We start from the raw sequence: 21,816 nt of genomic DNA, 5'->3' as shown, positions 1-21,816 counted from the left end.
CGTTCTGGAAGGCTGGCACCACATGTCCCGACGCAATCTTGACGAAAACAGCGAGGCCTCGCTGCGTTCGGCCCGTTACCGATCGGAACGTGAAAACGCCGAAGAACACATACCCGCCGATGAATACGCCCGGCGGACCGGGAAAACATTTGGCGACCCGGAGGACTCGACATCGACCATCCCGCAGTTCCATGCCGACGACGATGTTTGGGAGGTCGCCAACAGCGCCCTCGACGCAGCTTTTGCACGGGGAGAATTCGACAACCTTGCATACGCCGGCAAACCCATACCCGGCCTGGGCACCTCAACGGACCCCGATTGGTGGGTCAAGGGACTTATTGAGCGAGAGCACATCAGCGGCCTCGGTCCCCCGGCCTTGATGCTGCGCAAGGAAGACGAAGAGCTCGAGTCGACACTCGACCAGCTGGCCGGCCAGTCCGCCGTGCGCGAGCTGCTGGAGGACTTCAACGCCCGTGTCATCGAGGCACGCCGCCAACTATTGGGCGGTCCCCCGGTGATTACTCCCCTACGGGACGTCGACGCCGAAATCGCGGCATGGGAATCACGACGAAACGCCGATGCAGGGACTGATGATACGCCGGAGGTGCGCCCGCGGGCCTTCTGGCTCGGTCGATGGCTGACTACGCGCAAAACGCACTAATCCCGTTCCAAGGCACGACGTCGTCCGGAGTCAGCCCGCAATAAAATCGCTGGCCGTTAAATGGCCAATGGCCCCAACCGAATCGGTTGGGGCCATTGACTGCTTCTGGAATTTACCAGGAAGACTTGGTGATGCCCGGAAGCTCGCCACGGTGTGCCATGTCGCGGAAGCGAACACGGGAGATACCGAACTTCTGGAGGGTACCGCGGGGACGGCCGTCGATGGCGTCGCGGTTGCGAACGCGGATCGGCGATGCGTTGCGGGGCAGCTTCTGCAGGCCCAAGCGGGCCTCTTCGCGTGCCTCGTCGGTTGCGTTCGGGTCAACGAGGGTCTTCTTCAAGGTTGCACGCTTTTCGGCGTAACGCTCTACGATGACCTTGCGCTGCTCGTTCTTAGCAATCATGGACTTCTTGGCCATCTTTAGCGCTCCTCTCGGAATTCGACGTGCTTGCGGACTACCGGGTCGTACTTCTTCAGAACCATGCGGTCTGGGTTGTTACGACGGTTCTTACGGGTCACGTAAGTGAAACCGGTGCCGGCGGTCGACTTGAGCTTGATGATGGGACGTACGTCCTTATCCTTAGCCACTAGATCTTCACACCCTTTGCAATGAGTCCGGTTACAACGGCGTCGATACCGCGAACGTCAATGAGCTTGATGCCCTTTGCCGACAGGGTCAGCGTGACGTTACGGCGCAGGGACGGAACCCAGTAGCGCTTCTTCTGGATATTCGGGTCGAACCGACGCTTGTTGCGGCGGTGCGAGTGGGAGATGCTGTGTCCGAAGTTCGGAACTGCACCAGTCACCTGGCATACTGCTGCCATGATCACTCCTCAGTTGTAGTAAATATTGGCGGTACTCGTTGACAGATACAGCGGAAAACTGCTGCCTCTGAATCTGCGTATAAGAGTCCCGCCACCAGTTGTGACACCGTTATTACTGCACACTTTGAAGGTAACCAGGCTGGGTGAGAACCAACCGAAGCGCCTTGATTAGCGTGAAAGACGGTGAACCTCGCGGTCGGTGAGTATTTTTCCCTACTCAAATGACCGCGATATTCGGTTTTACGGGTAACCGCACAAACCCGATTGGGCATGCACGACTTAACGCCTAATCATTCTAGGCGATTAACACATCGGCAGCCAAATCGACAACAGGCCTTTTAAGCTTCCCCGCATGCGATCTACCTCACTACCGCGCCCGGTTGGGCCGCTGCGGGGCAGATTGGCCCGGACGCTCCCTACCGAAGGATCCAATGTTCGGGGTTCAGCCGGCCGACGAGCTTCCGGCCGATTCGCGCCAATTCAGCGACATCGCGGTCGTCAAGTCCTTGAAAAATCAGCTTTTGCACCGAGTCGACGTGTTCGGGGGCCAGGGAAACGACAGTGTCCCAACCTTCGCCCGTGAGCTTGGCAATGGTGACCCGGGCGTCCTCGGCAGACCTGCTGCGCATGACCCACCCGCGCCCCTCAAGCTTCTTGACCACATGCGAGAGGCGCGACAGCGAGGAACTGGTGCGCGATGCAAGCTCGCTCATGGGGAGGATGTGCTCGGGTGCTTCCGACAACATGGCCAGCACCGTGTAATCAAACAGGGTGATCTTTGCCTGGACCTGCAACTCGCTGTCGAGAGCCGCCGGCAACAACGTCGTAACCGACACCAGTGCCAACCAGGCTTCTCGTTCCACGGGCGTCAGCCACTTCGGTTCAGTCATGGGCACTATCCTTCCATAGCCCCCGCCCGCATTCCCCTTTTTCGCCCTTGTCACAAGTGGTTAGTGGCAAAAATCGCGCTCCTTGCAGCGTCAGCGCGCGGCAAGCGCCTTGCGGCGGCGGTAGGCAATGACCTGGGAGGTCACCACCACCACCAGCGCAAGGATGAACATCGCCGATCCGATCACGTTCGCCTGGGCCGGGATGCCCCGGGTGGCAGAGACATAGATGAACTTCGGGAAGGTCGAGAAGTTCCCGGAGTTGAAGTTCGTGATGATGAAGTCGTCGAAGCTCATCGCGAACGACAGCAACGCCGCGGCCACGATGCCGGGGACCAATAGCGGGAAGGTCACCTTCCAGAAGGTGGCGAACGGACTGGCGTAGAGGTCGGAGGCTGCTTCTTCCAGGCGCGGGTCCAGCGACGACACTCGTGCCCTGACCGTAACCACCACGAACGACATGCAGAAGATGATGTGGGAAATCACGATGGTGCTGAATCCGAGTTCCCATCCAAGGTTCAGGAACTGGGCCAGGAGGGAGGCGCCGAGCACCACCTCGGGTGTTGCCAGGGGCAGGATGATCAGCAGGTCCGCGGTGTTGCGGAACTTGAACTTGTAGCGCACCAGCCCCAGTGCCACGCAGGTTCCGAGCACCGTGGCGAAGATGGTGGCAACCACGCCGATCTGCAGTGAGTTCACCAGCGACTCGCACACGTTGGGCGCACCGCAGGGGTTCTTCCAGTTGTCGAGCGTGAATCCACGCCATTCAAGATTGGTTCGCCCGGCATCGTTGAACGAGAAAACGAAGATGTAGGCAATTGGTACCAGCAGATAGATGAAGGCAAGGCCCCCGGCGACCGGAATGAACCAGCGCCCAAATTTTTGTCTCATGCCAAGCCTTCCTAGAACAGTTCCTTGGTGCCGAAGCGCCTGATGTAGAGCATGACCAGCGCAAGGATCAGGATCATCAGGATGAAGCTCAATGCCGAGGCCCCGGGGTAGTCGACAACCTTGAAGAAGCGCGAATCGATGATCTGCCCGATCATGGCCGTGTCGCGGTTGTTCCCCAGCAGTGCGGCATTGACGTAGTCGCCGGCCGCCGGGATAAACGTCAGCAGGGTTCCGGCAAAGACGCCGGGCATCGACAGCGGCAAGGTCACCTTGAAGAATGTGGTCAGCGGACTGGCGTACAGGTCTCCCGAGGCCTCCAGGAGGTTGGTGTCCAGCCGGTCCAGGTTCGCGTATATCGGCAACATCATGAACGGCAGGAAGTTGTAGGTCAGGCCGCACACGACGGCGAAAGCGGTGGCGGTGAGGTGGCCGTCCGCCGGCAGGATCGCGATGGCCCGCAGCACCGTCACCACCGGGCCCTCGTCGGAGAGGATCTGCTTCCACGCCTGGGTGCGCAGGATGAAGCTGGAGAAGAAGGGCGCGATCAAAAGCACCAACAGGATCCCCTGCAAGAGCTGCCGCCCCCTCAGCCGCACCGCCACGAGATACGCCATGGGGTAGCCGATGACCAAGGCAGCAACGGTTGCAATGAACGCGAAGAGGAACGAGCGCAGGAACACCTCCCAATAGGCGCTGACCACCGTGGCGTAGTTGCCGAATTCGAGTCCCGGAACGAACTCGCCGATTTCGGCTCCCGGGGGCCTGGCGTAGAGCGACATTCCCAGGAGCACCACGACCGGGGCCGCAAAGAACAGGGCCAGGACGGCCATGCCCGGAATGATCAGGTACAGGCCGATCCGGCCCTTGCGCCTTTCGGCGAGGATTTCCTCTTCGCTGCGCAGATCCTGTGGAGGCTTGCTCTTGCGCCCGGGCGAACGGGCGGCCGTGGCGGTCATACCGCGTCCTGCCCTGTGGTGGTCTTCTCTGACCCGTCGAGACCGAAGGAGAATTCCGGTTCCCAGGTCATGCGGACGGTGTCCCCGCGCTGTGCCGGGGCTTGTCCCAGGTTCTGGGAGAACGTGGCGATGGTTCCGATGCCCTGGACCTCCACTAGGTATTCGGTACTGACCCCGGTGAACGAGGCGTCCAAGACGGTGCCGGTGAGCATGTTGGCGCTGGCCGAGTATTCGTCGGTCACGTTCATCACCCGCATCTTCTCCGGTCGAACGCCCACCACCGCGGCACCGTGATGCGACACGGCCCGCTCCTTGGGCATGACCAGCCGGTGCCCTGCCACGTTGACGGCGACGGCGTCGCCGAGGTCCTCGGTGACGGTTCCGGGCATGAGATTGGATTTGCCCAGGAAGTTGGCGACGAAGGCCGTCCTGGGCAGTTCATACAATTCCCGTGGCGCACCCATTTGCTCGATCTTGCCCTTGTTCATCACCGCGACGGTGTCGGCCATGGTCATGGCCTCTTCCTGGTCGTGGGTCACGTGGATGAACGTCAGGCCGACCTCGGTCTGGATGGATTTGAGTTCGACCTGCATTTGCCGGCGCAGCTTCATGTCCAGCGCACCGAGGGGTTCGTCGAGCAACAGGACCGCGGGACGGTTGACCAGGGCGCGGGCGAGGGCCACGCGCTGCTGCTGCCCGCCGGAAAGTTGCATGGGCTTGCGCGAGGACATGTGGTCCAGCTCCACCATGGCCAGCGCCGCCTTGGCCCGCTCGAGTGAATCCTTGACCCGCTTGCGCTTGAGTCCAAACGCCACGTTGTCCAGAACGGTCATGTGCGGGAAAAGGGCGTAGGACTGGAAGACCGTGTTCACCTGGCGTTGAAAGGACGGGAGCTTGGTGACGTCCTTGCCACCGATGCTGATGGTGCCGCTGGTGGGCTGTTCCAGGCCTGCGATCATCCGCAGCGTGGTGGTCTTGCCGCAGCCCGAGGGTCCCAGCAGGGCGAAGAACGTACCGCTTGGCACCGTCAGCGTCAGGTCGTCGACGGCGGTGAAATCCGTGAACCGCTTCGTGACATTGCCCAGGTGGAGGTCAGCTCCGGAGGAGGCCATGGGCTGGGTTTGGTCCTTCAGGGTGGTCGTGGTTGTCATTATCGGACGCCAATCACTTGCTGGGACTTGTTGTGGACCGGGGTTTCGGCAATCCCGCGGAAAGGTCGCCGGTGCGAGCCCCGGCGGTGTCCAGGGAATGGCATCAAGCGCCGATCGATGTCTGGAACTGGCCGTTGAAGTTGGTTTCTTCCTCGGCGCTCAGGGACCTGAACACGTGCGCCTTGGCCAGATCGGACTCTGAGGGGAAGATCAACGGATTGTCCATCAGGCTCGGATCGATTTTTTCCATCGCTTCCTTGGCGCCCTGGACCGGGGAAATAAAGTTCACGTAGGCCGCCACCTGGGCCGCGATCTCCGGTTCGTAGTAGTAATCCATCAGCTTTTCGGCATTGGCCTTGCGGGGGGATGCCACGGGAACCATGAGGTTGTCGCTCCACAGCGTTCCGCCTGCCTCCGGGAGCACGAACTCCCACTGGTCGTCGTTCTCGAAGTTCATCTGGGTGATGTCACCACTCCAGACTATTCCGGCAATTGCGTCCCCGGAGATGAAGTCTTCCTTGTAGGAGTTGCCCTTGACCTGTCGGATCTGTCCGTTGGCGATTTGTTGGGAGAGCACGTCGGTGGCGGCGGCGAATTCGGTGTCTCCCCAGCCGCCGGCGATGTCCACGCCGTTGTCGAGCATCAGTAGGCCCATGGTGTCGCGCATTTCATCGAGTACGGTGATGCGGCCCTTGAGGTCAGAATTCCACAGGTCTGAGACCGTCCGAAGACCCTTGGGGTACTTTGCCTTGTTATAGGCAATGCCCGCGTAGCCGCTTTGCCAGGTCAACGAGTTCTTGCGCCCCGGGTCGAAGTCGACTTCCTGCAAGCTCGGCAGCAGGTTCTTGATATTGGGGATGTTCGCCTGGTTCAGCTCCTGCGTGAACCCTTGGCGAATCACGCGGCCCGCCATCCAGTCGGTCAGGGTCATGATGTCCTGCCCGATGTCCTGCCCGGCTGCGAGCTGCGCCTGGACCTTGCCGTAATAGGAATCGTTTCCGTCGATGTCCTCGGCGTAGTTCACCTTGATTCCGGTGCGCTTGGTGAAGTCCTCCAGCGTCGGATAGTTCTTGGCTTCATCGTCGTAGTCCAGGTAGAGGGTCCAGTTGGCCCAGAAGATGTTCTTGTCGCTTTGGGACAAGTCGCTCACTGCGGGGGCGCTACTCGCGGTGCTGCTTCCCGTGCCACCGGTTCCGCAGGCGGCCAGGAAGGCCGCGAGGCCAAGGCCCCCGGCGCCGGCCAGCAACTTGCGTCGCGAGAGCTGGATTCTTTGCGCCTGCTGGACCAAGGCCCGTACCGCTGGATCCCTGGGCAACTCACGCTGGTTCTGGTTGGACATACTCGGATTCCCCTTCAGCTGGGCAGCGTCTTGCCTTGACGCGCAGTGGGTGATCGTGACCCCAGTCACGCTCGACTCTTGTCATGGATCATGTCAGGAATCATCTGTGCTGACAATAGTTTTCGTTGACTTACATTTCCCACACGAAGGAAATCAACCGTAAGACGACCCTTCCGCAACTGATTCCTTCGGGCTATGCTCATTCCCAAGCAATGTGGCAGGGGCCACGTCGCGGAGCACGGACACCCGTTTGATCGATCAGGAGGTCGATAGGAAGTGACCCAGTCCCCACCCAACGGAGCATCCAACGGTTTCATCATGGATGAAACCTCCAAGGCCATCATTGAGCAGTTGCAGCAGGACGGTCGCCGTTCCTACGCAGCGATTGGCAAAGCCGTTGGCCTGAGCGAGGCCGCGGTGCGGCAACGGGTCCAGAAACTCGTCGATAGCAAAGTCATGCAGGTGGTTGCGGTAACCGACCCCCTCCAGCTTGGCTTCAAGCGCCAGGCCCTACTGGGCATTAGGTCCACCGGCGACATCATTGCCACCGCGGATCGGATCGCCGCCCTGCCCGAAGTCGACTACTGCGTTGTGGTGGCCGGACCCTCGGACATCATTGCCGAAGTCATTTGCGCCAATGATGAGGACCTGCTTCGTATCATCACTGAAATTCGATCCGTGGAAGGGGTACGTGAAACCGAAACGTTCATGTATCTCTCGCTACGCAAACAGGAATATAACTGGGGTACCCGATGAGCATTTCCAGCACCACCGCCAGCACCTCCACCAGCACCACGCCCCTGGGCACCGACCGACAGTCCGCCGCCCGGGACCACCTGTGGATGCACATGGCTCGCCACTCGCCCTTACAGGGCGGGGCCCGAGTCCCGATCATCACCCGCGGCCAAGGGCACATGCTCTACGACGATGCGGGCAAGAGCTACATCGACGGATTGGCCGGTCTCTTTGTCGTCAACGCCGGCCACGGCAGGGCCGAGCTGGCCGAGGCCGCGGCCAAGCAGGCGGAGAAACTCGCCTTCATGCCCCTGTGGTCCTATGCGCACGAACCGGCCATCGACCTGGCCGAGCGCCTGGCCAACTACGCACCAGGCGACCTTAACCGCGTCTTCTTCACCACCGGCGGCGGAGAAGCCGTCGAATCGGCATTCAAGTTAGCCAAGCAGTACTTCAAGCTGCAGGGAAAACCGGGCAAGCACAAGGTCATTTCCCGCGCTCTTGCCTACCATGGCACCCCGCAGGGCGCTCTGGCCATCACGTCGTTGCCGGACATGAAGACACCGTTCGAGCCGCTGGTGCCCGGGACCTTCCGGGTGCCGAACACCAACTTCTACCGCGCCCCGGAGCAGTTCGCCGACAACGAGAAGGACTTCGGGTTGTGGGCTGCCGAGCGCATCCGCGAGGCGATCGAGTTCGAGGGGGCGGATTCCGTAGCGGCGGTCTTCCTTGAACCGGTGCAGAACTCCGGCGGCTGTTTCCCGCCGCCGCCGGGCTACTTCCAGCGGGTGCGCGAAATCTGCGACGAGTACGACGTGTTGCTGGTCTCGGACGAGGTCATCTGTGCCTTCGGTCGCATCGGCTCGATGTTCGCCTGCGAGGATTTCGGCTACGTGCCGGATATCATCACCTGCGCCAAGGGCCTGACCAGCGGCTACTCTCCGCTGGGTGCCATGATCGCCTCGGAGAAGCTCTTCGAGCCGTTCAAGCACGGGGACACCACGTTCTATCATGGCTACACCTTTGGCGGGCACCCCGTGTCCGCCGCCGTGGCGATGGCGAACCTGGACATCTTCGAGCGCGAGGGCCTGAACCAGCGGGTCAAAGACAACGCGCCGATCTTCAAATCCACTCTGGAGAGGCTCAAGGACCTGCCGATCGTCGGCGACGTGCGCGGCGCCGGCTACTTCTACGGCATCGAGTTGGTCAAGGACAAGAAGACCAAGGAGACGTTCAACGACGATGAGTCCGAGCGTTTGTTGCGCGGCTTCCTGTCCACCGCACTCTTTGACGCCGGCTTGTATTGCCGCGCCGATGACCGCGGGGACCCCGTCATCCAGTTGGCACCGCCACTGACGGTGGGCCCGCCGGAGTTCGACCAAATCGAGTCGATCCTGCGTTCGGTGCTCACCGAGGCGGAGAACCACTTCTAGAAAGTGCTCGGTCGTCAACAGGGGCGGGAGTCGATGGGTTTCATCGGCTCCCGCCTCTGCTCTGCTCCGCTGTCCTTTCGCGCCCCCGCTCCGTCCCTGTCGGCGCGAAGGCCGGGCTACTTGAATTCGATCTCCACGAACACGAACTCGGAGGCCGCGTCATTGAAGACGTTGTGCTCGCTGCCTGCGACCCTGGTGTAGGAAACTCCCGCCTGCAAGGAATTCACGACGACTCCGTCCCTTGTCTCCAGGCCCAGCTCACCAGTGGACATCGGAACCACGACGTAGTCGGCGGGATGGACGTGCCAGCCGGTCTCCGTTCCCGGGGCGAAACGCCATTCGGTGACGCGCATGCGCTCATTCTCGATCTGGATGGTGGCTGTGGCCGCAGGACGTGTCATCGTTATCGTTCGCTTTCCATGTTTCGGTACTCGACCAATGTTCGGGTGGAAGCCAGGGGGCTGCCGCGGTTCGCCGGCCAGTAGCCGGGCAAAGCTGACGACAGCGCCGCGGCTTGCCTCGCCGCTCTCATTCTGTCTCAACGCCAATGGCCAGGACAAGAGAAATGGCCGGGCCCCGAAATAGGAAGTCGATCCTGGACGCCGCGTCGTTGGTGCAGCTGAACCACGCGTTACCGCCATCTGGCCCTCGCCTCGTTGGCTGACGTCGCTCACGACCGTGTTCCTGGCCCCAGGACCCGAGGCGTCGCCGAATCAAGTTCGGCGGTGCGCGAGAACAAGACGCGCACGAACAATTCGACCGTTCCCCACTGATTTCACGAAGAAGGTCGGGGAGGTTCATGATGAACTTCCCCGACCCTGAAATCCTTTGCGGCTGGAAACTCCGGCCGTCGCCGAAGCGGGCGCTAGCTAGGCTCCGCGTGCCGTTGCCAGCCTGTTCAGCGCCAGTGCGCCTACCAGCAACCCGAAATCGCGCAGGGCGACGTCGAAGAAGCCAGGCAGCACGAGCAAGTTGACGATGATGCCCAAGAGCCAGAGGGCGACGACCAGCGATCCTATCTTGGGGCGCAGCGCGACCAGGATGCCGGCAACGATCTCCACGACACCGACCACGTACATGAACACCTGTGGGCTGACCGGAATGATGTCGGTGGCCAAGGGTGCCAGGTATTGCGTCCAATCGGTGAGGATGTTGGTGAACTTATCGAGCCCGAAGACGATCGGTGCGACGGTAAAGATGGTTCGCAGGAGCAGGAACGCTTGGTGATTGAGCTTGGCGCTGCGTTCGGTTGCAGCACTCACTGTGTGAGTGGCCATGATGTCGGCCCTTCTTTCTAAAGTGATGATGCCTAATTTTAGAAACACAGTCGTCTCTAAGTCAACAGCTACTAGCTTTAGATTTACACTGGAGCCATGAAGTTTCCACCGGGTGATCAAGGGCTCTCGGCCGTGGCCGCATTGGCGGATCCGGTACGCAAGGCAGTGTACGAATTCGTGCGCACCAGCGAGGCGGCCGTGGGGCGGGACGAGTGCGCCGCCGCCCTCGGATGGCCCCGCAACACCGTGGCCTTCCAGCTGGACAAGTTGGCCGACCAAGGGCTGCTGACCGTGGAGTTCCGCCGACTTAAGGGAAAGGGCGGCCCGGGTTCCGGACGGCCGGCAAAGCTCTACGCGGCCGCGCATCTGGACGTGGCGGCCAGTGTGCCGCACCGCGAATACGCCCTGGCCGCGGACCTCATGGCCAAGGCCATCGAAAGGGCCGGCACCGAAGACCGGCCGGTCACCACCGTATTGGCGGAGGTCGCCCGGGAGGCCGGACAGGTGATCGGCGCCCGCGCAGGCTCGCTGACCCAACTGTTGGCCGATCACGGATACCGCCCGGAGGTCCGCCGGGACGGTTCTGTCGAGCTCCTCGACTGTCCGTTCCACCACCTTTCGGCAAACCACAGGGACACCGTGTGCTCCATGAACCTCGAGCTGCTCACGGCGGTGGTCGAAGGGGCCGAAGCGCCATACCGGGTCTGCCTTGATCCGCCCACGCACCAGCACCACTGCTGCGTGAGGCTGGACCCCCGGGAATAGTTACCGCATCGGAATTCGACGGCCTCCTAAAATTTCCCCGACCCACACCGCGCACGGGAAAGGACGCCGAGGGCCCCCTATCGGCAACCGATGGCCGCGGCTAGGCTGACATGAATACGTCGGGGCCTGTGAGTCCGCATGGCAGGCCCCTTGTTTTCGACAGGGGAAGCGCCATGAGCATTGACGAAAAGCACTCCGGTGGACGCATCGATGAGAAGACCGCACGGCAGGTGGCCGAGGCCGCACGCGAGCAGGGATGGGATCGGCCCAGCTTCGCCAAGGGCCTGTACATGGGTAATTTCGATTGGAGCCTGGTCCACCCCCACCCGCAACCAGACCCCGAAGCCTCGGCACGTGGCGCGGCCTTCATGGCGGCCCTGCGCACGGCCATCAAGGACTTTGACCCGGGCGTCATTGAGCGAGAGTCCCGGATCCCCGATGAATACATCAAGGCCCTGCGCGAGGTGGGTGCCTTCGGCATGAAGATCCCCGTGGAATACGGAGGACTCGGCCTCAACCTCGCAGACTACGGCCGGGCCCTGATGCTCCTGGGCACCCTGAGCCCAAGCCTTGGCGCCCTGCTCTCGGCCCACCAATCCATCGGGGTCCCCGAGCCGGTGAAGATGTTCGGCACCGAGGAACAAAAACGGGCATTCCTCCCTCGCTGCGCCGCCGGAGCGATTTCGGCCTTCCTGCTGACCGAAAACGACGTGGGCTCCGACCCCGCCCGACTGGGCACCACCGCAGCCCTCTCGGACGACGGACAAAGCTACCTCATCAATGGTGCCAAGCTCTGGACCACCAACGGTGTGGTTGCAGAGCTGCTGGTGGTCATGGCCGCGGTCCCTGCCCGCCAACTGCCCGACGGAACCACGGCCCGCGGCGGCATCAGCGCCTTCGTCGTGGAAGCGGACTCCCCCGGAATCGTCGTGGAAAACCGCAACGCCTTCATGGGACTGCGCGGCATCGAAAACGGCGTCACGCGCTTCCACGACGTCAGGGTCCCTGTCGGGAACCGCCTGGGCAAGGAGGGAGCCGGGCTGAAGATCGCCCTGAGCACCCTGAACACCGGCCGCCTGTCCATTCCGGCGATGTGCGCAGGTGCCGGGAAATGGTCGTTGAAGATCGCCCGCGAATGGTCCAACGCCCGCATCCAGTGGGGCAGGCCCGTCGGGGAGCACGAGGCCGTCGGCAATAAAATCGCCTACATTGCCGCCAGCACCTTCGCCCTGGAGTCGATCTTCGAGCTTTCCGCGGCCCTGGCCGACGCCGGGATGAAGGACGTGCGCATCGAGGCCGCGCTGGCCAAGCTCTTCTCCTCAGAGGTCTCCTACAAGATCACCGACGAGTTGCTGCAGATCCGCGGCGGACGCGGCTACGAAACGGCAGCCTCGCAGCGGGCCCGCGGGGAACGCGCGGTACCCGTGGAGCAGGCGTTGCGGGACCTGCGCATCAACCGCATCTTCGAGGGCTCCACCGAGATCATGCACCTGCTCATCGCCCGCGAGGCCGTCGACGCGCACCTCAAGGCGGCCGGTGCGCTTGCCGACAGGGACTCGGACCTGCAGGCGAAGGCCAAGGCCGCCATGGGCGCCTCCGGCTTCTACGCGAAGTGGCTGCCGACCCTCGCCCAGGGATCGGGGTTGCTTCCCAACTCCTATGCGGAGCACGGAAGGCTTGCCAAGTACCTGCGCTACATCGAGCGGGCCTCGCGCCGCTTGGCCCGGCACACCTTTGCGGGCATGGCCAAATGGCAGGCGGGGATGGAACAGCACCAGGCGTTCCTGGGCAGGGTTGTTGACCTGGGGGCCGAGCTCTTTGCCATGGCGGCCTGCATTTCCCGGGTCGAGCTCATGCGCACGCGGGACCCGGCCAACGCGGCCTCGGCCGAGCTTCTGGCGCTGGCGTTCTGCGAACAGGCCGAGCACCGCTGCGAGGCCCTGTTCCGGGACCTGTGGGCCAACAGCGACAAGACCGATCGGAAACTGTCCAAGAAGGTGCTCGCCGGGGACTTCACCTGGTTGGAAAAAGGCATCCTCGATCCCTCGGAGGGCACCGGCGAATGGATCGCCCCCTGGTCCATCGAGACGTTGCCGGACCGGAGGCGCCCCTTCGGCGTCTAGCCGAGATCGAGGACCAGGCGTTGGCCCCTGCACCGTGACACGCAGATCATCATGGTGTCCCCGGCCTCGCGTTCCCCATCCGAGAGCAGGGAATCGCGGTGGTCGATCTCCCCGGAGATCACCGGGGTCTCGCAGGTGCCGCAGATCCCCTCGCGGCATGAGTTCAGCGGGCTCATGCCGGCATTTTCCAGGGCCTGCAGGATGCTCACTCCGACCGGGACGCTGACCTCGGTTCCGTCGGTGCCCTGGACCGTGAATTCGTGGTCCCCCTGGTGCGGCGACACGGCCGCGCCAGCCGTCTCGGGATCCGCGGCAAAGCGCTCGAAGTGCAGGCGGGACGGATCCTGCCAGGACCCGGCCAGCGATTCGACCATCTTCAGCAGGGGCCCGGGACCGCAGGTGTACAGGTGGAAACCGGCGGCAGGATCGTCCAGCAAGTCGGCCAGCGGATAGAAGCCGCTCTCGTCGTCCGCGTGGATGTGCACCTTGTCCCCGTACACCGCCAGCTCGTCCAGGAAGGCCATGTTCGCCCGGCTGCGGCCCAGGTACACCAGCTTCCAGGGCACTCCCGCCGCGGCGGCGGCCCGCACCATGGGCAGGATCGGGGTGATGCCTATCCCTCCGGCCAGGAACACGTACTCCCCCGCTTGGGCCAGGGCGAAGTTGTTCTTGGGCCCGCGCACCTGGATCTTGGTGCCGGGGCGCAGTTCGTCGTGCACATAGGCCGAACCGCCGCGCCCCGCGGGTTCGCGCAGCACCGCCAGGCGCCAGGATTCCCGCACCCCGGGATCCGAACAGAGGGAATACTGTCGGATCAATCCATTGGGGAGCATCACGTCAAGGTGTGCCCCGGCGCTCCATTCGGGCAGCTCCTGCCCCAACGGGTGGCGTAGCTCCAGGGACATGACGCCGTCGGACTCTCTGGTGATGCGGTGGACGACGGTTTCAATAAATTCCAGGGTCGACATGGCTGTGTGCCCTTTCGAGGATGACTGGATGAATGGATGGATGTCTCAGAGGACCGAGGCCAGGAAGGCGCGGGTGCGATCGTGCTGCGGGTTGCCGATGACGTCCTTGGCAGGGCCCGACTCGACCACGTGCCCGTTGTCCATGAACACCACGCGGTCCGCGACATCGCGGGCGAAGTTCATTTCGTGGGTCACCACGACCATGGTCATGCCGGTGGCGGCCAGGTCTTTCATGACCTTGAGGACCTCGCCGACCAGCTCCGGGTCCAGGGCGCTGGTGGGCTCGTCGAAGAGCATCACCTTCGGCTTCATGCACAGCGCACGGGCGATCGCCACGCGCTGTTGTTGCCCGCCCGAGAGCTGGCGCGGGTAGGCCTTCGCCTTGTCGGCCAGACCCACCGAATCCAGCAGCACCATGGCCCGATTGGACGCCGCGGCACGACTTTCCTTGAGCACCAGACGCGGGGCCTCGATGAGGTTCTCCAGCACGGTCATGTGCGGGAAGAGGTTGAAGTGCTGGAAGACCATCCCGATTTCCGTGCGGGATCGGCAAACCTTCGCATGCGGCTGTTCGTGCAGCTTGCTGCCCTTGATGTCATAGCCCATGACCTTCCCGTCCACCCACATGCGCCCACCCTCGATGGATTCCAGGTGGTTCATGCAACGCAGCAGCGTGGATTTGCCCGAGCCCGAGGGCCCGATCAGGCACACGACCTCCCCGCGGGCCACTTGCAGGTCGATGCCCTTGAGCACCTCCAGGTGGCCGTAGCTCTTGCGGACAGCATCGGCCTTGATCATCGGTCCCGGCGTCGTGGCCGTGGCGGCGGTTTCCATGGTGGTCGCACTCATTTCCTGGCTCCCTTGCCGGTCAGCGGGTCGTGGACCCGCACGAAGCGTTTGAGTTGTTGCCACGGGGTCGGCGGCAGGCTGCGCTGCCCGCCCTTGGCGTAGTGGCGCTCCAGGTAGAACTGCCCGACGCTCAGGATGGAGGTGACCACGATGTACCAGATGCTGGCCACCATCAGCAGCGGGATGGTCTCGAAGTTCCGCGCGTAGATGACCTGCGCGGAGTAGAGCAGCTCGGGAACCGAGATCACCGAGACCAGCGCTGTGGTCTTGAGCATGCCGATGGTTTCGTTGCCGGTGGGCGGGATGATCACCCGCATGGCCTGGGGCAGGATGATCCGCCGCATGGTCTGCAGCCGGTTGATGCCCAGGGCGCCTGCGGCCTCCGACTGGCCATGCTCCACCGAGAGGATGCCGGCCCGCACGATCTCGGACATGTATGCCGCTTGGTTCAGGCCCAGGCCCAGGATCGCGGCGGTGAGCGGGGTGATGATCGCGTTCGCATCCAGGTCCAGCCCGGGGATCCCGAAGCTGATCGAGGGATAGAGTGCGGCGAGGTTGTACCAAAAGAGCAGCTGGACCAGCACCGGGGTGCCGCGGAAGAAGTTCACGTAGGCGAAGGCAGCGGTGCGCACCACCGGGTTGGCCGAGATGCGCATGACGGCCAGCACCACCCCCAGAACGATGCCGATGAGCATGCAGATGGCGGTCAGTTCCAGGGTGATGCCGATGCCGCGCACGATGGAGACGTCGCGGATGTACATCCCTACGGTTTCCCACCCGAAATTCGGGTTGGTGACCACCGAGCGGGCAAGTAGCAATCCCAGGAACAGGATCACTGCGGCGGATAGCCATCGCCCCGGGTGCCGGGCCTTGACGATGGAGTATTCGTCACCCAACGCCGCGGTCTTCTTGGGTTCGGTCATGAGGGTCATGGCGTGGACCTTCCGCTACTTCAGCACGACGTCGGCGACGGTGATTTCGGTGCTTTCCGGCAGCCCCCACTTGGTGTTGATCTCTTGGTAGGCCGGGGATTCAAGTACCGCGGTAGTGGCGGCCTGGATGGCCGGCAGCAACTCACTCTTCTTGCCCAACGCCGTGCCTGTCAGCTCGGGCTCGTAGTCCGGGCCGGCGGCGACCTCGAACTTCCCGCCCGCAAGCTTTCCCTGGTAGGCCAGGGACACCGAGTCGGCCATGACGCCCTGGACCCGGCCCGAGGTCAGTGCGAGGTTCGCGTCGTTCTGCGTGGGGAAGAACTGCATGTCGATCGCCGCGTCCCCGGCCTTGGTGCACGACTTGGAGAACGCCGGCAGGATGTCCAGGGATTGGATCGAGCCCTTCTGCGCGGCGATCGCTTTGCCGCACAGGGAGGCCGCGTCCACGCTCAGCCCCTGCGGGTTGCCCGGGGCCACGGCCAGGCCGGTTCCGCCCTGCAGGTAGGGAACGAAGTCCACGACCTTGCGGCGTTCCTCCGTCACGCTGAAAGTGGACATGCCCAGGTCGTACTTGCCGGAGGCCAGGCCCGGAAGGATGGTGTCGAAGGTCGCCGGAACGTGTTCGACCTCCAGGCCGAGGACCGCACCGATGGCATCGCCCATGTCGGCGTCCCACCCGATCAGGGTCTTGTTGTCGGTGTCGTAGAACTCGAACGGCGGGTAGGTCGGGTCAGAGGCGATGCGCAGCACGCCCGCCTCGCGGATCTCCTCCGGCAGCAGGGCGCGGGCGGCATCGTTGACGCCCAGTGCCGCGGTGGAGGCCGAACCCGACGCCGGGGCACCGGCACCTTGGGGTGCTTCGGCCTGCGAGACCGTGGTGCAACCGGTGGCGGCAAGGGCAATGAAAAGTCCGCCTGCGAACAGACGTGCGGTGTTTTTCTTCAACATGGCGAGTCGTTCCTTCATGGGTTTCCGTGCGGAAAGGGGCACGGGTCGGGTGAGGATCACTTGATGGTGGAGATGTCGATCGGTGGAGCGATGTACAGCAGGTGGGAGCCGGCCGTGACCAGGGTGGGACGGCGAAGGATTGCGACAACGCCGGAGGCTCGGGCGGCAAAGCTGCGCGGGGGCCTGTCCAGTTCGTCGATGAAGTGCACGCGCGCCACGTCCTGGCCGGCGCTCACGGTGTCCCCCAGTCCGACCAGCGGCTCAAAGAGCCCCGCCACGGTGGAGGTCACCGGGGATTCGGGAACAAGTTCCAGCCATTGCGGTTCGCCAGCAGGTTCCGCCAGCGCCGAACTTGCCCCGAGGATCCCCAGCGCGGCCAGCAGTGCCGGCATTCCACGGCGCATGGCTTGAAGCGCGGAACGGTCCACTGTCCCGCCGCCGCAGAGTTCGGTGGAAATGGTGGGGATTCCGGCGAGGTCACCGGCGCTGGAAAGCGAGCCGGGTTCCATCAGCGGTGCAACCACCATGGCGTAGGGAAGCCCCAATTGGCGCACCGCCCGCAGCTTCTGGTGCCACAGCGACTCGTCCGGGCCGCGGTAGATGAAGCTCGATGGCAGGTAGGTCGAGTTCGACCCGCCCGAGTGCAGGTCGATCACGAAGTCGGCGCGCGGCAGCAGGTGCCCGGCGATCAGCGCCGCCACCTGGTCGGTGGGGCTGCCGGCCGGGTTGCCCGGGTAGCTGCGGTTGAGGTTTCCGGCGTCGATGGGCGATACTCGGGCAGCGGCGCGCACAGCCGGGGAGTTTGCCGCTGGCACCACGATCACGGTGCCGTTCAGCTGCCCGGGTTCCAGCTCGCGGATCAATTCGTGGGCCAGGATCTGCCCCTCGTACTCGTCCCCGTGGGTGCCGGCCACGACCAGGGCAACCGGCCCGGGCCCGGAGGAGATGACAGCGACGGGCACCGGGATGATGGAGCCGTCGTGCACATTGTCGGAATGCACCACGTGCCCGTAACCCAGCTGCTTGCCGGTGGCGGAGAAGTCGATCCCGGTGAACACCGCCGCCGCCGTGGCCTCGCGGGTTGCCGCGGCGCTCACGGGACCCACCTCAGTGCCGCGGCGCGGCGCGGGGCCAGCATCGTGACCGAGACGCGGGCGTCGGGATTGGTGAGCGAAAGGCGCAGCGATTCGTGCTCCTCCCCCTCCACGATGAACACGTCGCCGGGGTTCAGCCAGCGTTCCCACGGTCCGTCGACCGCGGAGATGAGTACCTGTCCGTGCAGCGAGGTCACCACCATCTGGTGCCCGGAGGGGCGTTCAACGACCCCGGTGTGCCCTTCGGCGAAGACGGAGGTCTGCACCCCGATGTAGTCGGGGTCCGCGTCGATGAGCACCTCGGACCCGGTGGCGTGCTCGGCCAGCCGCGCGGTCCAGCGCCATGGGTCCCCGCGCTCGCCGGTGTCCGGGCAAGCGGCCAGCGTGCGCGTTCCGGCGTCGGCGCCCCAGTAGTCGTCGAGCGAATCGGATCGTACCAGCAACCACATGGCGGCTAGGCCCTGGCACCGGCCACGGGCCGGGCCGTGTCGGAGGTCTGCTCGCGCTTGATCAGCGTGGAAAGGATGCGCCGGGCCTTGGCCACGCCGCCGTCCTGGGCGATGAGCACGTCGAATTCGCCGGCCGGGCGGGACTGCATGCCGATCTCCTGGGCCTCCAGGGCGTCGGCGTCCTCCTGCAGCACGGTGTTCAGGCCCACCCGCAGGTCTTCGGTGGCCTGCGCGTCGTCGACGGCGAAGTTGCGGCTGAAGGCGTAGTAGTACCAGGAGTTGTGCTCGTCGATGGGGGTGATGCCATTGAGAACCTTGATGAGGTAGCCCTCCGCGCGGGGCTTGCCCTCGCCGGTGATCCCGGAGTGCAGCACGTGCAGGTTGGGCACGAAGAACTCGGTGCAGTGGAAGCGGTCGAAGAGACCGCGGGCGTCCATGGTGTCGGCGTACAGCGGCGGGGCCTCCACAGACGGCATCAGCCGGTCGACGCTGACCACCGAGCCCTCGACCTCGACGGTGATGCCGTGCTCGTAGATGTAGTCGTCGCCCACGGTGGTCTTGTGCAGGAACGACTCGTGGGTCAGGTCCAGCAGGTTGTCGTGTATCAGCCCGGCGCGGCATTTGAAATGGAAGGAGTGGGTGACGGTGGCCCACTCGGGGTCGGTCATCCAGTGCGTGTCCGGCACGTCCGCCGGGTTGGCCAGCTCCGCATCGCCCATCCAGGCCCAGATCCAGCCGTCTTTTTCCACCAGCGGGTACTTGCGGACCTTGGCACGCTCGGGGATGGTGCTTTGCGCCGGGACCTTGGTGCACATGCCGTCTTCCCCATAGGTGAAGCCGTGGTAGCCGCATTCGATGGAATCCCCGATGGTGCGGCCCTCCGAGAGCGGGAAGGCGCGGTGCGCGCAGCGGTCGGCCAGGGCCACGGGCGTTCCGTTCTGGGTGCGGAAGAGCACCAGCGGCTGCTCGCAGATCACCCGCTTTACCGGCTTGCGGTCGACCTCGTTGCTCCAGGCCGCCACGTACCAGGTGTTCAAGACATACATGTTTTTTCCTTTGTCGGGAGATGGAACGCGATGAATTGTATTCACCGTATACAGTGGATACAGATGGGTCAAGGGTTTTTTGTGACCCGCACCACCAGCGCCTCGTCGGAGAACGAAAACCGCACGCTAGACTGCTGGGAACCGCGAGGAAACATTTTCAGGGAGACGCATGGCTACGGGAGTCCACGACGCACGGCCATTGGCGGTACGCGTCCACGAACAAATCGCGTCCGAAATCGTCAGCGGCGCGCTGAAGCCAGGGACCGCCCTGGTCCAGGAACAGGTTGCCGCCCAATACGGCGTCTCCCGCACCCCGGTGCGCGACGCGCTGGCCCAGGTCGCGATGGAGGGCCTGGCCACGCTGGTGCCCGGGAGCGGCTACGTGGTCAACGACCTCACGGCCCAGGACGTGCAGAACGTCTTCGAGGTGCGTTACCACCTGGAACAACTGGCGATGTCACAGGCCATCGGCAAGCACTCCCCTGCACAACTGGTGCGGCTGCGGGCGCTCATCGACGAATTCGAGACGGTGGAACCCACCGACGCGGAGGAACAGTTCCGCCTCGGTAAGGAATTCCACCTCAGGCTCATCGACCCCTGCCCCAACCAATACCTGCGCGAGACCCTGGGGAGCATCTGGGGACACCCGATCCAGCGGCGGATCACCCGCGCCTACCAGCTGGGGCCCGAGCACCAGGCCTCCATTGCGCAGGCGCACCGGGACATCCTGGCGGCGCTCCCCGCCGGTGACCTGGAAACGATCATCCGGGTCCTGGGCTACTGCCACGACGCCGGCGACATCGACCCGCAGGCCCTGCCCTCGCGCGGGTGAGTCAGGCAAGTCTTGGAGCGGGCCGGTGCTATCCGCCTGCCCCGGAACGGCGAATCCGCAGGATCTCGTCTTGGTAGGCAAGGTACAGATTGGCAATGAGCCCTACATCGTTCAGGTTCCCGCCCAGGATCTCGCCGACTTTTTTGATCCGGTAACGGACGGTGTTGGGGTGGACGTAGAGCCAAGCCGCAACTCGGGCAACGTCCTGGTCCATGGCCAGGTATCCCTGGATGGTTTCCACCAGTTCCTTCTCATGCCGCAGCAGTTGGACGTACCGGGTAAGCCGCTTGCGGTCGGACGGGCTCTTGAGACGTGCCAAGAACCAGCTAGCGGGATCAACCTCATCCATCCGCACCAGACTTCCATGCGTCCCGGCATCGCCGACGGCGCACCGCCGAGCTATGCTCGCGGCAAGTTCGGCATCCTGGAATTGCTCGGGAACCTGCGCCAGCGACCCCAAGGGCTCACTCAAACCGATCATCAAGCCTTTCGCACCGGACGCCAGCCACTGTTCACTTGCCTTGGAATCGGGAAGCAGTGCGTGGAACCCCGGGGGGACCTCCGGCGTCTTTCCGTTCTCTGCAAAGAGAAGGGGCACGCCCATACGCTCCGCAGATTCAATCAGCGCGTCTACCCTCCCCCGCGACAGCAGTTCATCTCCAAGGGTGCTGGCCACCACCGAACGCACAGGCTCGAAGCCCTTGAACCCATAGGGCTTCAACAGTTCCCAGTAGCGCAGTTCGCGGGAGACACCGATGCCGTCCTGCAAACTGGTGAGCAATTGGGCGTTTTCATGCCGTTGTCTCGAGGTGTCCAGGTGACTGATGCCTTTGATGGCCCCGAGCATCCGCTGGGTGGTTTCAAGCAGGACATCGCCGAGGTCGTCAAGCATCGATCCCTGACGCGTGGCAATGGCCAAATGGTAGCCCCGGCCACGCAAGACCATGGAACGGTACATGACCTCCCAGCGACCAATGGCTATTCGGTCAAAGTGGGACGAGCCGCCATTGATTGCCGCGAATATGAGGTTGGTTGGCCCGTCACCCGTCGATTCGATGATGGCACCCGAATCCTCGTAGAGCACGGCAGTCCCTCGGCAAGCGGTGCCCAGACGAGCAATTAGAGACTTGATCGGGGTGTCTGAAGCGACGCTATCGAGCAGGTCATTGGTCAGCCACATCATGCGTTTGATTCCATAACCGTCAGGAACCGACGCATTTTGGTTGATGTAGTTTTCTACGTGCCGAAATGGGATTTCCGGTGCAACCGCCACGAGCGGAAATCCCGCCTCGGCACAGCATCGGCGCAACGCGTCGGGAACAGACTGAAAATACACGCCTACACCGAAAAACAAGGCAGCCACCTTAGCTCGACGCAGCGAGGCCACCAGTTCCCGGAAAGCCGCTTCTGTATGCGCCTCGTCTAGGAATCGCATGCCGGTGGTCAGCATGATGTTTCCCGGTTCCAACCAGCGGGCCGGATCATGTATTTCCGAACTATGTGCACCACTGATTTCGGGATCGAGGGATCCGGAAACAACGAGTTCCAAGCCGAGAGACTTATTTTTCAGAACTTCATTTAAGCAAAGCACGGTGGTTCACCTTCACTCGATTCGTTCATGATTTGGTGGCCTTGAATCCCAAGATCGCCCCGTGA

At 63.4% G+C, this 21,816-nt stretch carries 24 protein-coding genes; 6 read left to right on the top strand and 18 right to left on the bottom strand.

The genetic code is table 11. The annotated features are described in order from the left end of the window. The first annotated feature begins 22 nt into the window (after positions 1–22). A complete protein-coding gene (locus tag ACIPUB_RS11455) occupies positions 23–661 on the top strand; it encodes a DUF1992 domain-containing protein (RefSeq protein WP_407607483.1) in 639 nt (212 codons plus the stop codon). 112 nt (positions 662–773) lie between these two features. On the opposite strand, the gene rpsN is transcribed toward ACIPUB_RS11455, so the two are convergent. From rpsN to ACIPUB_RS11415, 8 genes are all read right to left on the bottom strand, one after another. Next, on the bottom strand, positions 774–1,079 hold the full coding sequence (rpsN, locus tag ACIPUB_RS11450; RefSeq protein ID WP_068733062.1) for a 30S ribosomal protein S14: 306 nt from the start codon (positions 1,077–1,079) through the stop codon (positions 774–776). A 2-nt stretch (positions 1,080–1,081) separates the two neighbouring features. Continuing rightward, positions 1,082–1,249 carry a 50S ribosomal protein L33 gene (gene rpmG, locus ACIPUB_RS11445; RefSeq protein WP_007270730.1) on the bottom strand — a complete coding sequence of 56 codons (168 nt, stop codon included), beginning with the start codon at positions 1,247–1,249 and terminating at the stop codon, positions 1,082–1,084. Beyond that, positions 1,249–1,485 (bottom strand): 50S ribosomal protein L28, encoded by a 237-nt coding sequence (gene rpmB / locus ACIPUB_RS11440; protein WP_132359223.1) that lies wholly within the window; start codon positions 1,483–1,485, stop codon positions 1,249–1,251. Before rpmB ends, rpmG begins: the two co-directional genes overlap by 1 nt. A 416-nt stretch (positions 1,486–1,901) precedes the next feature. After that, on the bottom strand, positions 1,902–2,375 hold the full coding sequence (locus ACIPUB_RS11435; RefSeq protein ID WP_407607482.1) for a MarR family winged helix-turn-helix transcriptional regulator: 474 nt from the start codon (positions 2,373–2,375) through the stop codon (positions 1,902–1,904). A gap of 90 nt (positions 2,376–2,465) precedes the next feature. Further along, on the bottom strand, positions 2,466–3,263 hold the full coding sequence (locus ACIPUB_RS11430; protein WP_264269989.1) for an ABC transporter permease: 798 nt from the start codon (positions 3,261–3,263) through the stop codon (positions 2,466–2,468). 11 nt (positions 3,264–3,274) lie between these two features. Further along, a complete protein-coding gene (locus tag ACIPUB_RS11425) occupies positions 3,275–4,219 on the bottom strand; it encodes an ABC transporter permease (RefSeq protein WP_407607481.1) in 945 nt (314 codons plus the stop codon). After that, positions 4,216–5,370: an ABC transporter ATP-binding protein gene (locus ACIPUB_RS11420; protein ID WP_407607480.1), complete on the bottom strand. Its 1,155-nt coding sequence runs from the start codon at positions 5,368–5,370 to the stop codon at positions 4,216–4,218. Before ACIPUB_RS11420 ends, ACIPUB_RS11425 begins: the two co-directional genes overlap by 4 nt. Positions 5,371–5,473: 103 nt before the next feature. Next, positions 5,474–6,709 carry a spermidine/putrescine ABC transporter substrate-binding protein gene (locus ACIPUB_RS11415; protein WP_407607479.1) on the bottom strand — a complete coding sequence of 412 codons (1,236 nt, stop codon included), beginning with the start codon at positions 6,707–6,709 and terminating at the stop codon, positions 5,474–5,476. Between the two features lie 318 nt (positions 6,710–7,027). On the opposite strand from ACIPUB_RS11415, the gene ACIPUB_RS11410 reads away from it, so the two are divergent. Both ACIPUB_RS11410 and ACIPUB_RS11405 read left to right on the top strand, forming a co-directional pair. After that, on the top strand, positions 7,028–7,465 hold the full coding sequence (locus ACIPUB_RS11410) for an Lrp/AsnC family transcriptional regulator (RefSeq protein ID WP_071213195.1): 438 nt from the start codon (positions 7,028–7,030) through the stop codon (positions 7,463–7,465). Further along, positions 7,462–8,877, top strand: a complete 1,416-nt coding sequence (locus ACIPUB_RS11405; RefSeq protein WP_407607478.1) for an aspartate aminotransferase family protein — start codon at positions 7,462–7,464, stop codon at positions 8,875–8,877. The genes ACIPUB_RS11410 and ACIPUB_RS11405 overlap by 4 nt, the downstream gene beginning before the upstream one ends. 116 nt (positions 8,878–8,993) lie before the next feature. Here ACIPUB_RS11405 and ACIPUB_RS11400 read toward each other — a convergent pair whose 3' ends face one another. Both ACIPUB_RS11400 and ACIPUB_RS11395 read right to left on the bottom strand, forming a co-directional pair. Further along, complete coding sequence (locus ACIPUB_RS11400; RefSeq protein ID WP_407607477.1) at positions 8,994–9,278, bottom strand: cupin domain-containing protein; 285 nt, start codon at positions 9,276–9,278, stop codon at positions 8,994–8,996. 468 nt (positions 9,279–9,746) lie between these two features. Further along, positions 9,747–10,154 carry a DoxX family membrane protein gene (locus ACIPUB_RS11395; RefSeq protein ID WP_407607476.1) on the bottom strand — a complete coding sequence of 136 codons (408 nt, stop codon included), beginning with the start codon at positions 10,152–10,154 and terminating at the stop codon, positions 9,747–9,749. 96 nt (positions 10,155–10,250) lie between these two features. On the opposite strand from ACIPUB_RS11395, the gene ACIPUB_RS11390 reads away from it, so the two are divergent. Together ACIPUB_RS11390 and ACIPUB_RS11385 are read left to right on the top strand one after the other, a co-directional pair. After that, positions 10,251–10,919, top strand: coding sequence for a helix-turn-helix transcriptional regulator (locus ACIPUB_RS11390; RefSeq protein ID WP_407607475.1), 669 nt, complete (start codon positions 10,251–10,253; stop codon positions 10,917–10,919). 173 nt (positions 10,920–11,092) lie between these two features. After that, positions 11,093–13,042, top strand: a complete 1,950-nt coding sequence (locus ACIPUB_RS11385; protein WP_407607474.1) for an acyl-CoA dehydrogenase family protein — start codon at positions 11,093–11,095, stop codon at positions 13,040–13,042. On the opposite strand, the gene ACIPUB_RS11380 is transcribed toward ACIPUB_RS11385, so the two are convergent. Genes ACIPUB_RS11380 through ACIPUB_RS11350 form a run of 7 tightly spaced genes read right to left on the bottom strand, consistent with a single transcriptional unit; the run spans position 13,039 to position 19,328 of the window. After that, the gene (locus ACIPUB_RS11380; RefSeq protein ID WP_407607473.1) at positions 13,039–14,010 is read right to left on the bottom strand and encodes a PDR/VanB family oxidoreductase; all 972 of its coding nucleotides are present in this window, start codon (positions 14,008–14,010) and stop codon (positions 13,039–13,041) included. The genes ACIPUB_RS11385 and ACIPUB_RS11380 overlap by 4 nt on opposite strands. A gap of 45 nt (positions 14,011–14,055) precedes the next feature. Beyond that, positions 14,056–14,859 carry an amino acid ABC transporter ATP-binding protein gene (locus ACIPUB_RS11375; RefSeq protein WP_407607472.1) on the bottom strand — a complete coding sequence of 268 codons (804 nt, stop codon included), beginning with the start codon at positions 14,857–14,859 and terminating at the stop codon, positions 14,056–14,058. Continuing rightward, a complete protein-coding gene (locus ACIPUB_RS11370; protein ID WP_407607471.1) occupies positions 14,856–15,791 on the bottom strand; it encodes an amino acid ABC transporter permease in 936 nt (311 codons plus the stop codon). Before ACIPUB_RS11370 ends, ACIPUB_RS11375 begins: the two co-directional genes overlap by 4 nt. Positions 15,792–15,806: 15 nt before the next feature. Then, complete coding sequence (locus ACIPUB_RS11365; RefSeq protein WP_310292082.1) at positions 15,807–16,739, bottom strand: ABC transporter substrate-binding protein; 933 nt, start codon at positions 16,737–16,739, stop codon at positions 15,807–15,809. Positions 16,740–16,795: 56 nt separating this feature from the next. After that, a complete protein-coding gene (locus ACIPUB_RS11360; RefSeq protein WP_407607470.1) occupies positions 16,796–17,836 on the bottom strand; it encodes a succinylglutamate desuccinylase/aspartoacylase family protein in 1,041 nt (346 codons plus the stop codon). Further along, positions 17,833–18,282, bottom strand: coding sequence for a hypothetical protein (locus ACIPUB_RS11355; RefSeq protein WP_407607469.1), 450 nt, complete (start codon positions 18,280–18,282; stop codon positions 17,833–17,835). Before ACIPUB_RS11355 ends, ACIPUB_RS11360 begins: the two co-directional genes overlap by 4 nt. A gap of 5 nt (positions 18,283–18,287) precedes the next feature. After that, complete coding sequence (locus tag ACIPUB_RS11350) at positions 18,288–19,328, bottom strand: Rieske 2Fe-2S domain-containing protein (RefSeq protein WP_407607468.1); 1,041 nt, start codon at positions 19,326–19,328, stop codon at positions 18,288–18,290. A 169-nt stretch (positions 19,329–19,497) separates the two neighbouring features. On the opposite strand from ACIPUB_RS11350, the gene ACIPUB_RS11345 reads away from it, so the two are divergent. Beyond that, entirely contained in the window at positions 19,498–20,160 is a 663-nt protein-coding gene (locus ACIPUB_RS11345) for a GntR family transcriptional regulator (protein WP_302264832.1), read from the top strand. Between the two features lie 28 nt (positions 20,161–20,188). Here ACIPUB_RS11345 and ACIPUB_RS11340 read toward each other — a convergent pair whose 3' ends face one another. Then, positions 20,189–21,751 carry a PucR family transcriptional regulator gene (locus tag ACIPUB_RS11340; RefSeq protein ID WP_407607467.1) on the bottom strand — a complete coding sequence of 521 codons (1,563 nt, stop codon included), beginning with the start codon at positions 21,749–21,751 and terminating at the stop codon, positions 20,189–20,191. Between the last annotated feature and the right edge of the window lie 65 nt (positions 21,752–21,816).

This window comes from Paeniglutamicibacter sp. ORCA_105 (genome assembly GCF_045798545.1).
Lineage (GTDB): Bacteria > Actinomycetota > Actinomycetes > Actinomycetales > Micrococcaceae > Paeniglutamicibacter > Paeniglutamicibacter sulfureus.
This window is presented reverse-complemented; position numbering and strand designations above follow the sequence as displayed.

What these genes read in the sequence shown, in the direction of transcription:
- ACIPUB_RS11455 (WP_407607483.1), top strand. Translation starts at nt 23, where the DNA reads ATGTCCCGACGCAATCTTGACGAAAACAGCGAGGCCTCGCTGCGTTCG.
- rpsN (WP_068733062.1), bottom strand. Translation starts at nt 1,079, where the DNA reads ATGGCCAAGAAGTCCATGATTGCTAAGAACGAGCAGCGCAAGGTCATC.
- rpmB (WP_132359223.1), bottom strand. Translation starts at nt 1,485, where the DNA reads ATGGCAGCAGTATGCCAGGTGACTGGTGCAGTTCCGAACTTCGGACAC.
- ACIPUB_RS11435 (WP_407607482.1), bottom strand. Translation starts at nt 2,375, where the DNA reads ATGACTGAACCGAAGTGGCTGACGCCCGTGGAACGAGAAGCCTGGTTG.
- ACIPUB_RS11430 (WP_264269989.1), bottom strand. Translation starts at nt 3,263, where the DNA reads ATGAGACAAAAATTTGGGCGCTGGTTCATTCCGGTCGCCGGGGGCCTT.
- ACIPUB_RS11425 (WP_407607481.1), bottom strand. Translation starts at nt 4,219, where the DNA reads ATGACCGCCACGGCCGCCCGTTCGCCCGGGCGCAAGAGCAAGCCTCCA.
- ACIPUB_RS11420 (WP_407607480.1), bottom strand. Translation starts at nt 5,370, where the DNA reads ATGACAACCACGACCACCCTGAAGGACCAAACCCAGCCCATGGCCTCC.
- ACIPUB_RS11415 (WP_407607479.1), bottom strand. Translation starts at nt 6,709, where the DNA reads ATGTCCAACCAGAACCAGCGTGAGTTGCCCAGGGATCCAGCGGTACGG.
- ACIPUB_RS11410 (WP_071213195.1), top strand. Translation starts at nt 7,028, where the DNA reads ATGGATGAAACCTCCAAGGCCATCATTGAGCAGTTGCAGCAGGACGGT.
- ACIPUB_RS11405 (WP_407607478.1), top strand. Translation starts at nt 7,462, where the DNA reads ATGAGCATTTCCAGCACCACCGCCAGCACCTCCACCAGCACCACGCCC.
- ACIPUB_RS11400 (WP_407607477.1), bottom strand. Translation starts at nt 9,278, where the DNA reads ATGACACGTCCTGCGGCCACAGCCACCATCCAGATCGAGAATGAGCGC.
- ACIPUB_RS11395 (WP_407607476.1), bottom strand. Translation starts at nt 10,154, where the DNA reads ATGGCCACTCACACAGTGAGTGCTGCAACCGAACGCAGCGCCAAGCTC.
- ACIPUB_RS11390 (WP_407607475.1), top strand. Translation starts at nt 10,251, where the DNA reads ATGAAGTTTCCACCGGGTGATCAAGGGCTCTCGGCCGTGGCCGCATTG.
- ACIPUB_RS11385 (WP_407607474.1), top strand. Translation starts at nt 11,093, where the DNA reads ATGAGCATTGACGAAAAGCACTCCGGTGGACGCATCGATGAGAAGACC.
- ACIPUB_RS11380 (WP_407607473.1), bottom strand. Translation starts at nt 14,010, where the DNA reads ATGTCGACCCTGGAATTTATTGAAACCGTCGTCCACCGCATCACCAGA.
- ACIPUB_RS11375 (WP_407607472.1), bottom strand. Translation starts at nt 14,859, where the DNA reads ATGAGTGCGACCACCATGGAAACCGCCGCCACGGCCACGACGCCGGGA.
- ACIPUB_RS11370 (WP_407607471.1), bottom strand. Translation starts at nt 15,791, where the DNA reads ATGACCCTCATGACCGAACCCAAGAAGACCGCGGCGTTGGGTGACGAA.
- ACIPUB_RS11365 (WP_310292082.1), bottom strand. Translation starts at nt 16,739, where the DNA reads ATGTTGAAGAAAAACACCGCACGTCTGTTCGCAGGCGGACTTTTCATT.
- ACIPUB_RS11355 (WP_407607469.1), bottom strand. Translation starts at nt 18,282, where the DNA reads ATGTGGTTGCTGGTACGATCCGATTCGCTCGACGACTACTGGGGCGCC.
- ACIPUB_RS11350 (WP_407607468.1), bottom strand. Translation starts at nt 19,328, where the DNA reads ATGTATGTCTTGAACACCTGGTACGTGGCGGCCTGGAGCAACGAGGTC.
- ACIPUB_RS11345 (WP_302264832.1), top strand. Translation starts at nt 19,498, where the DNA reads ATGGCTACGGGAGTCCACGACGCACGGCCATTGGCGGTACGCGTCCAC.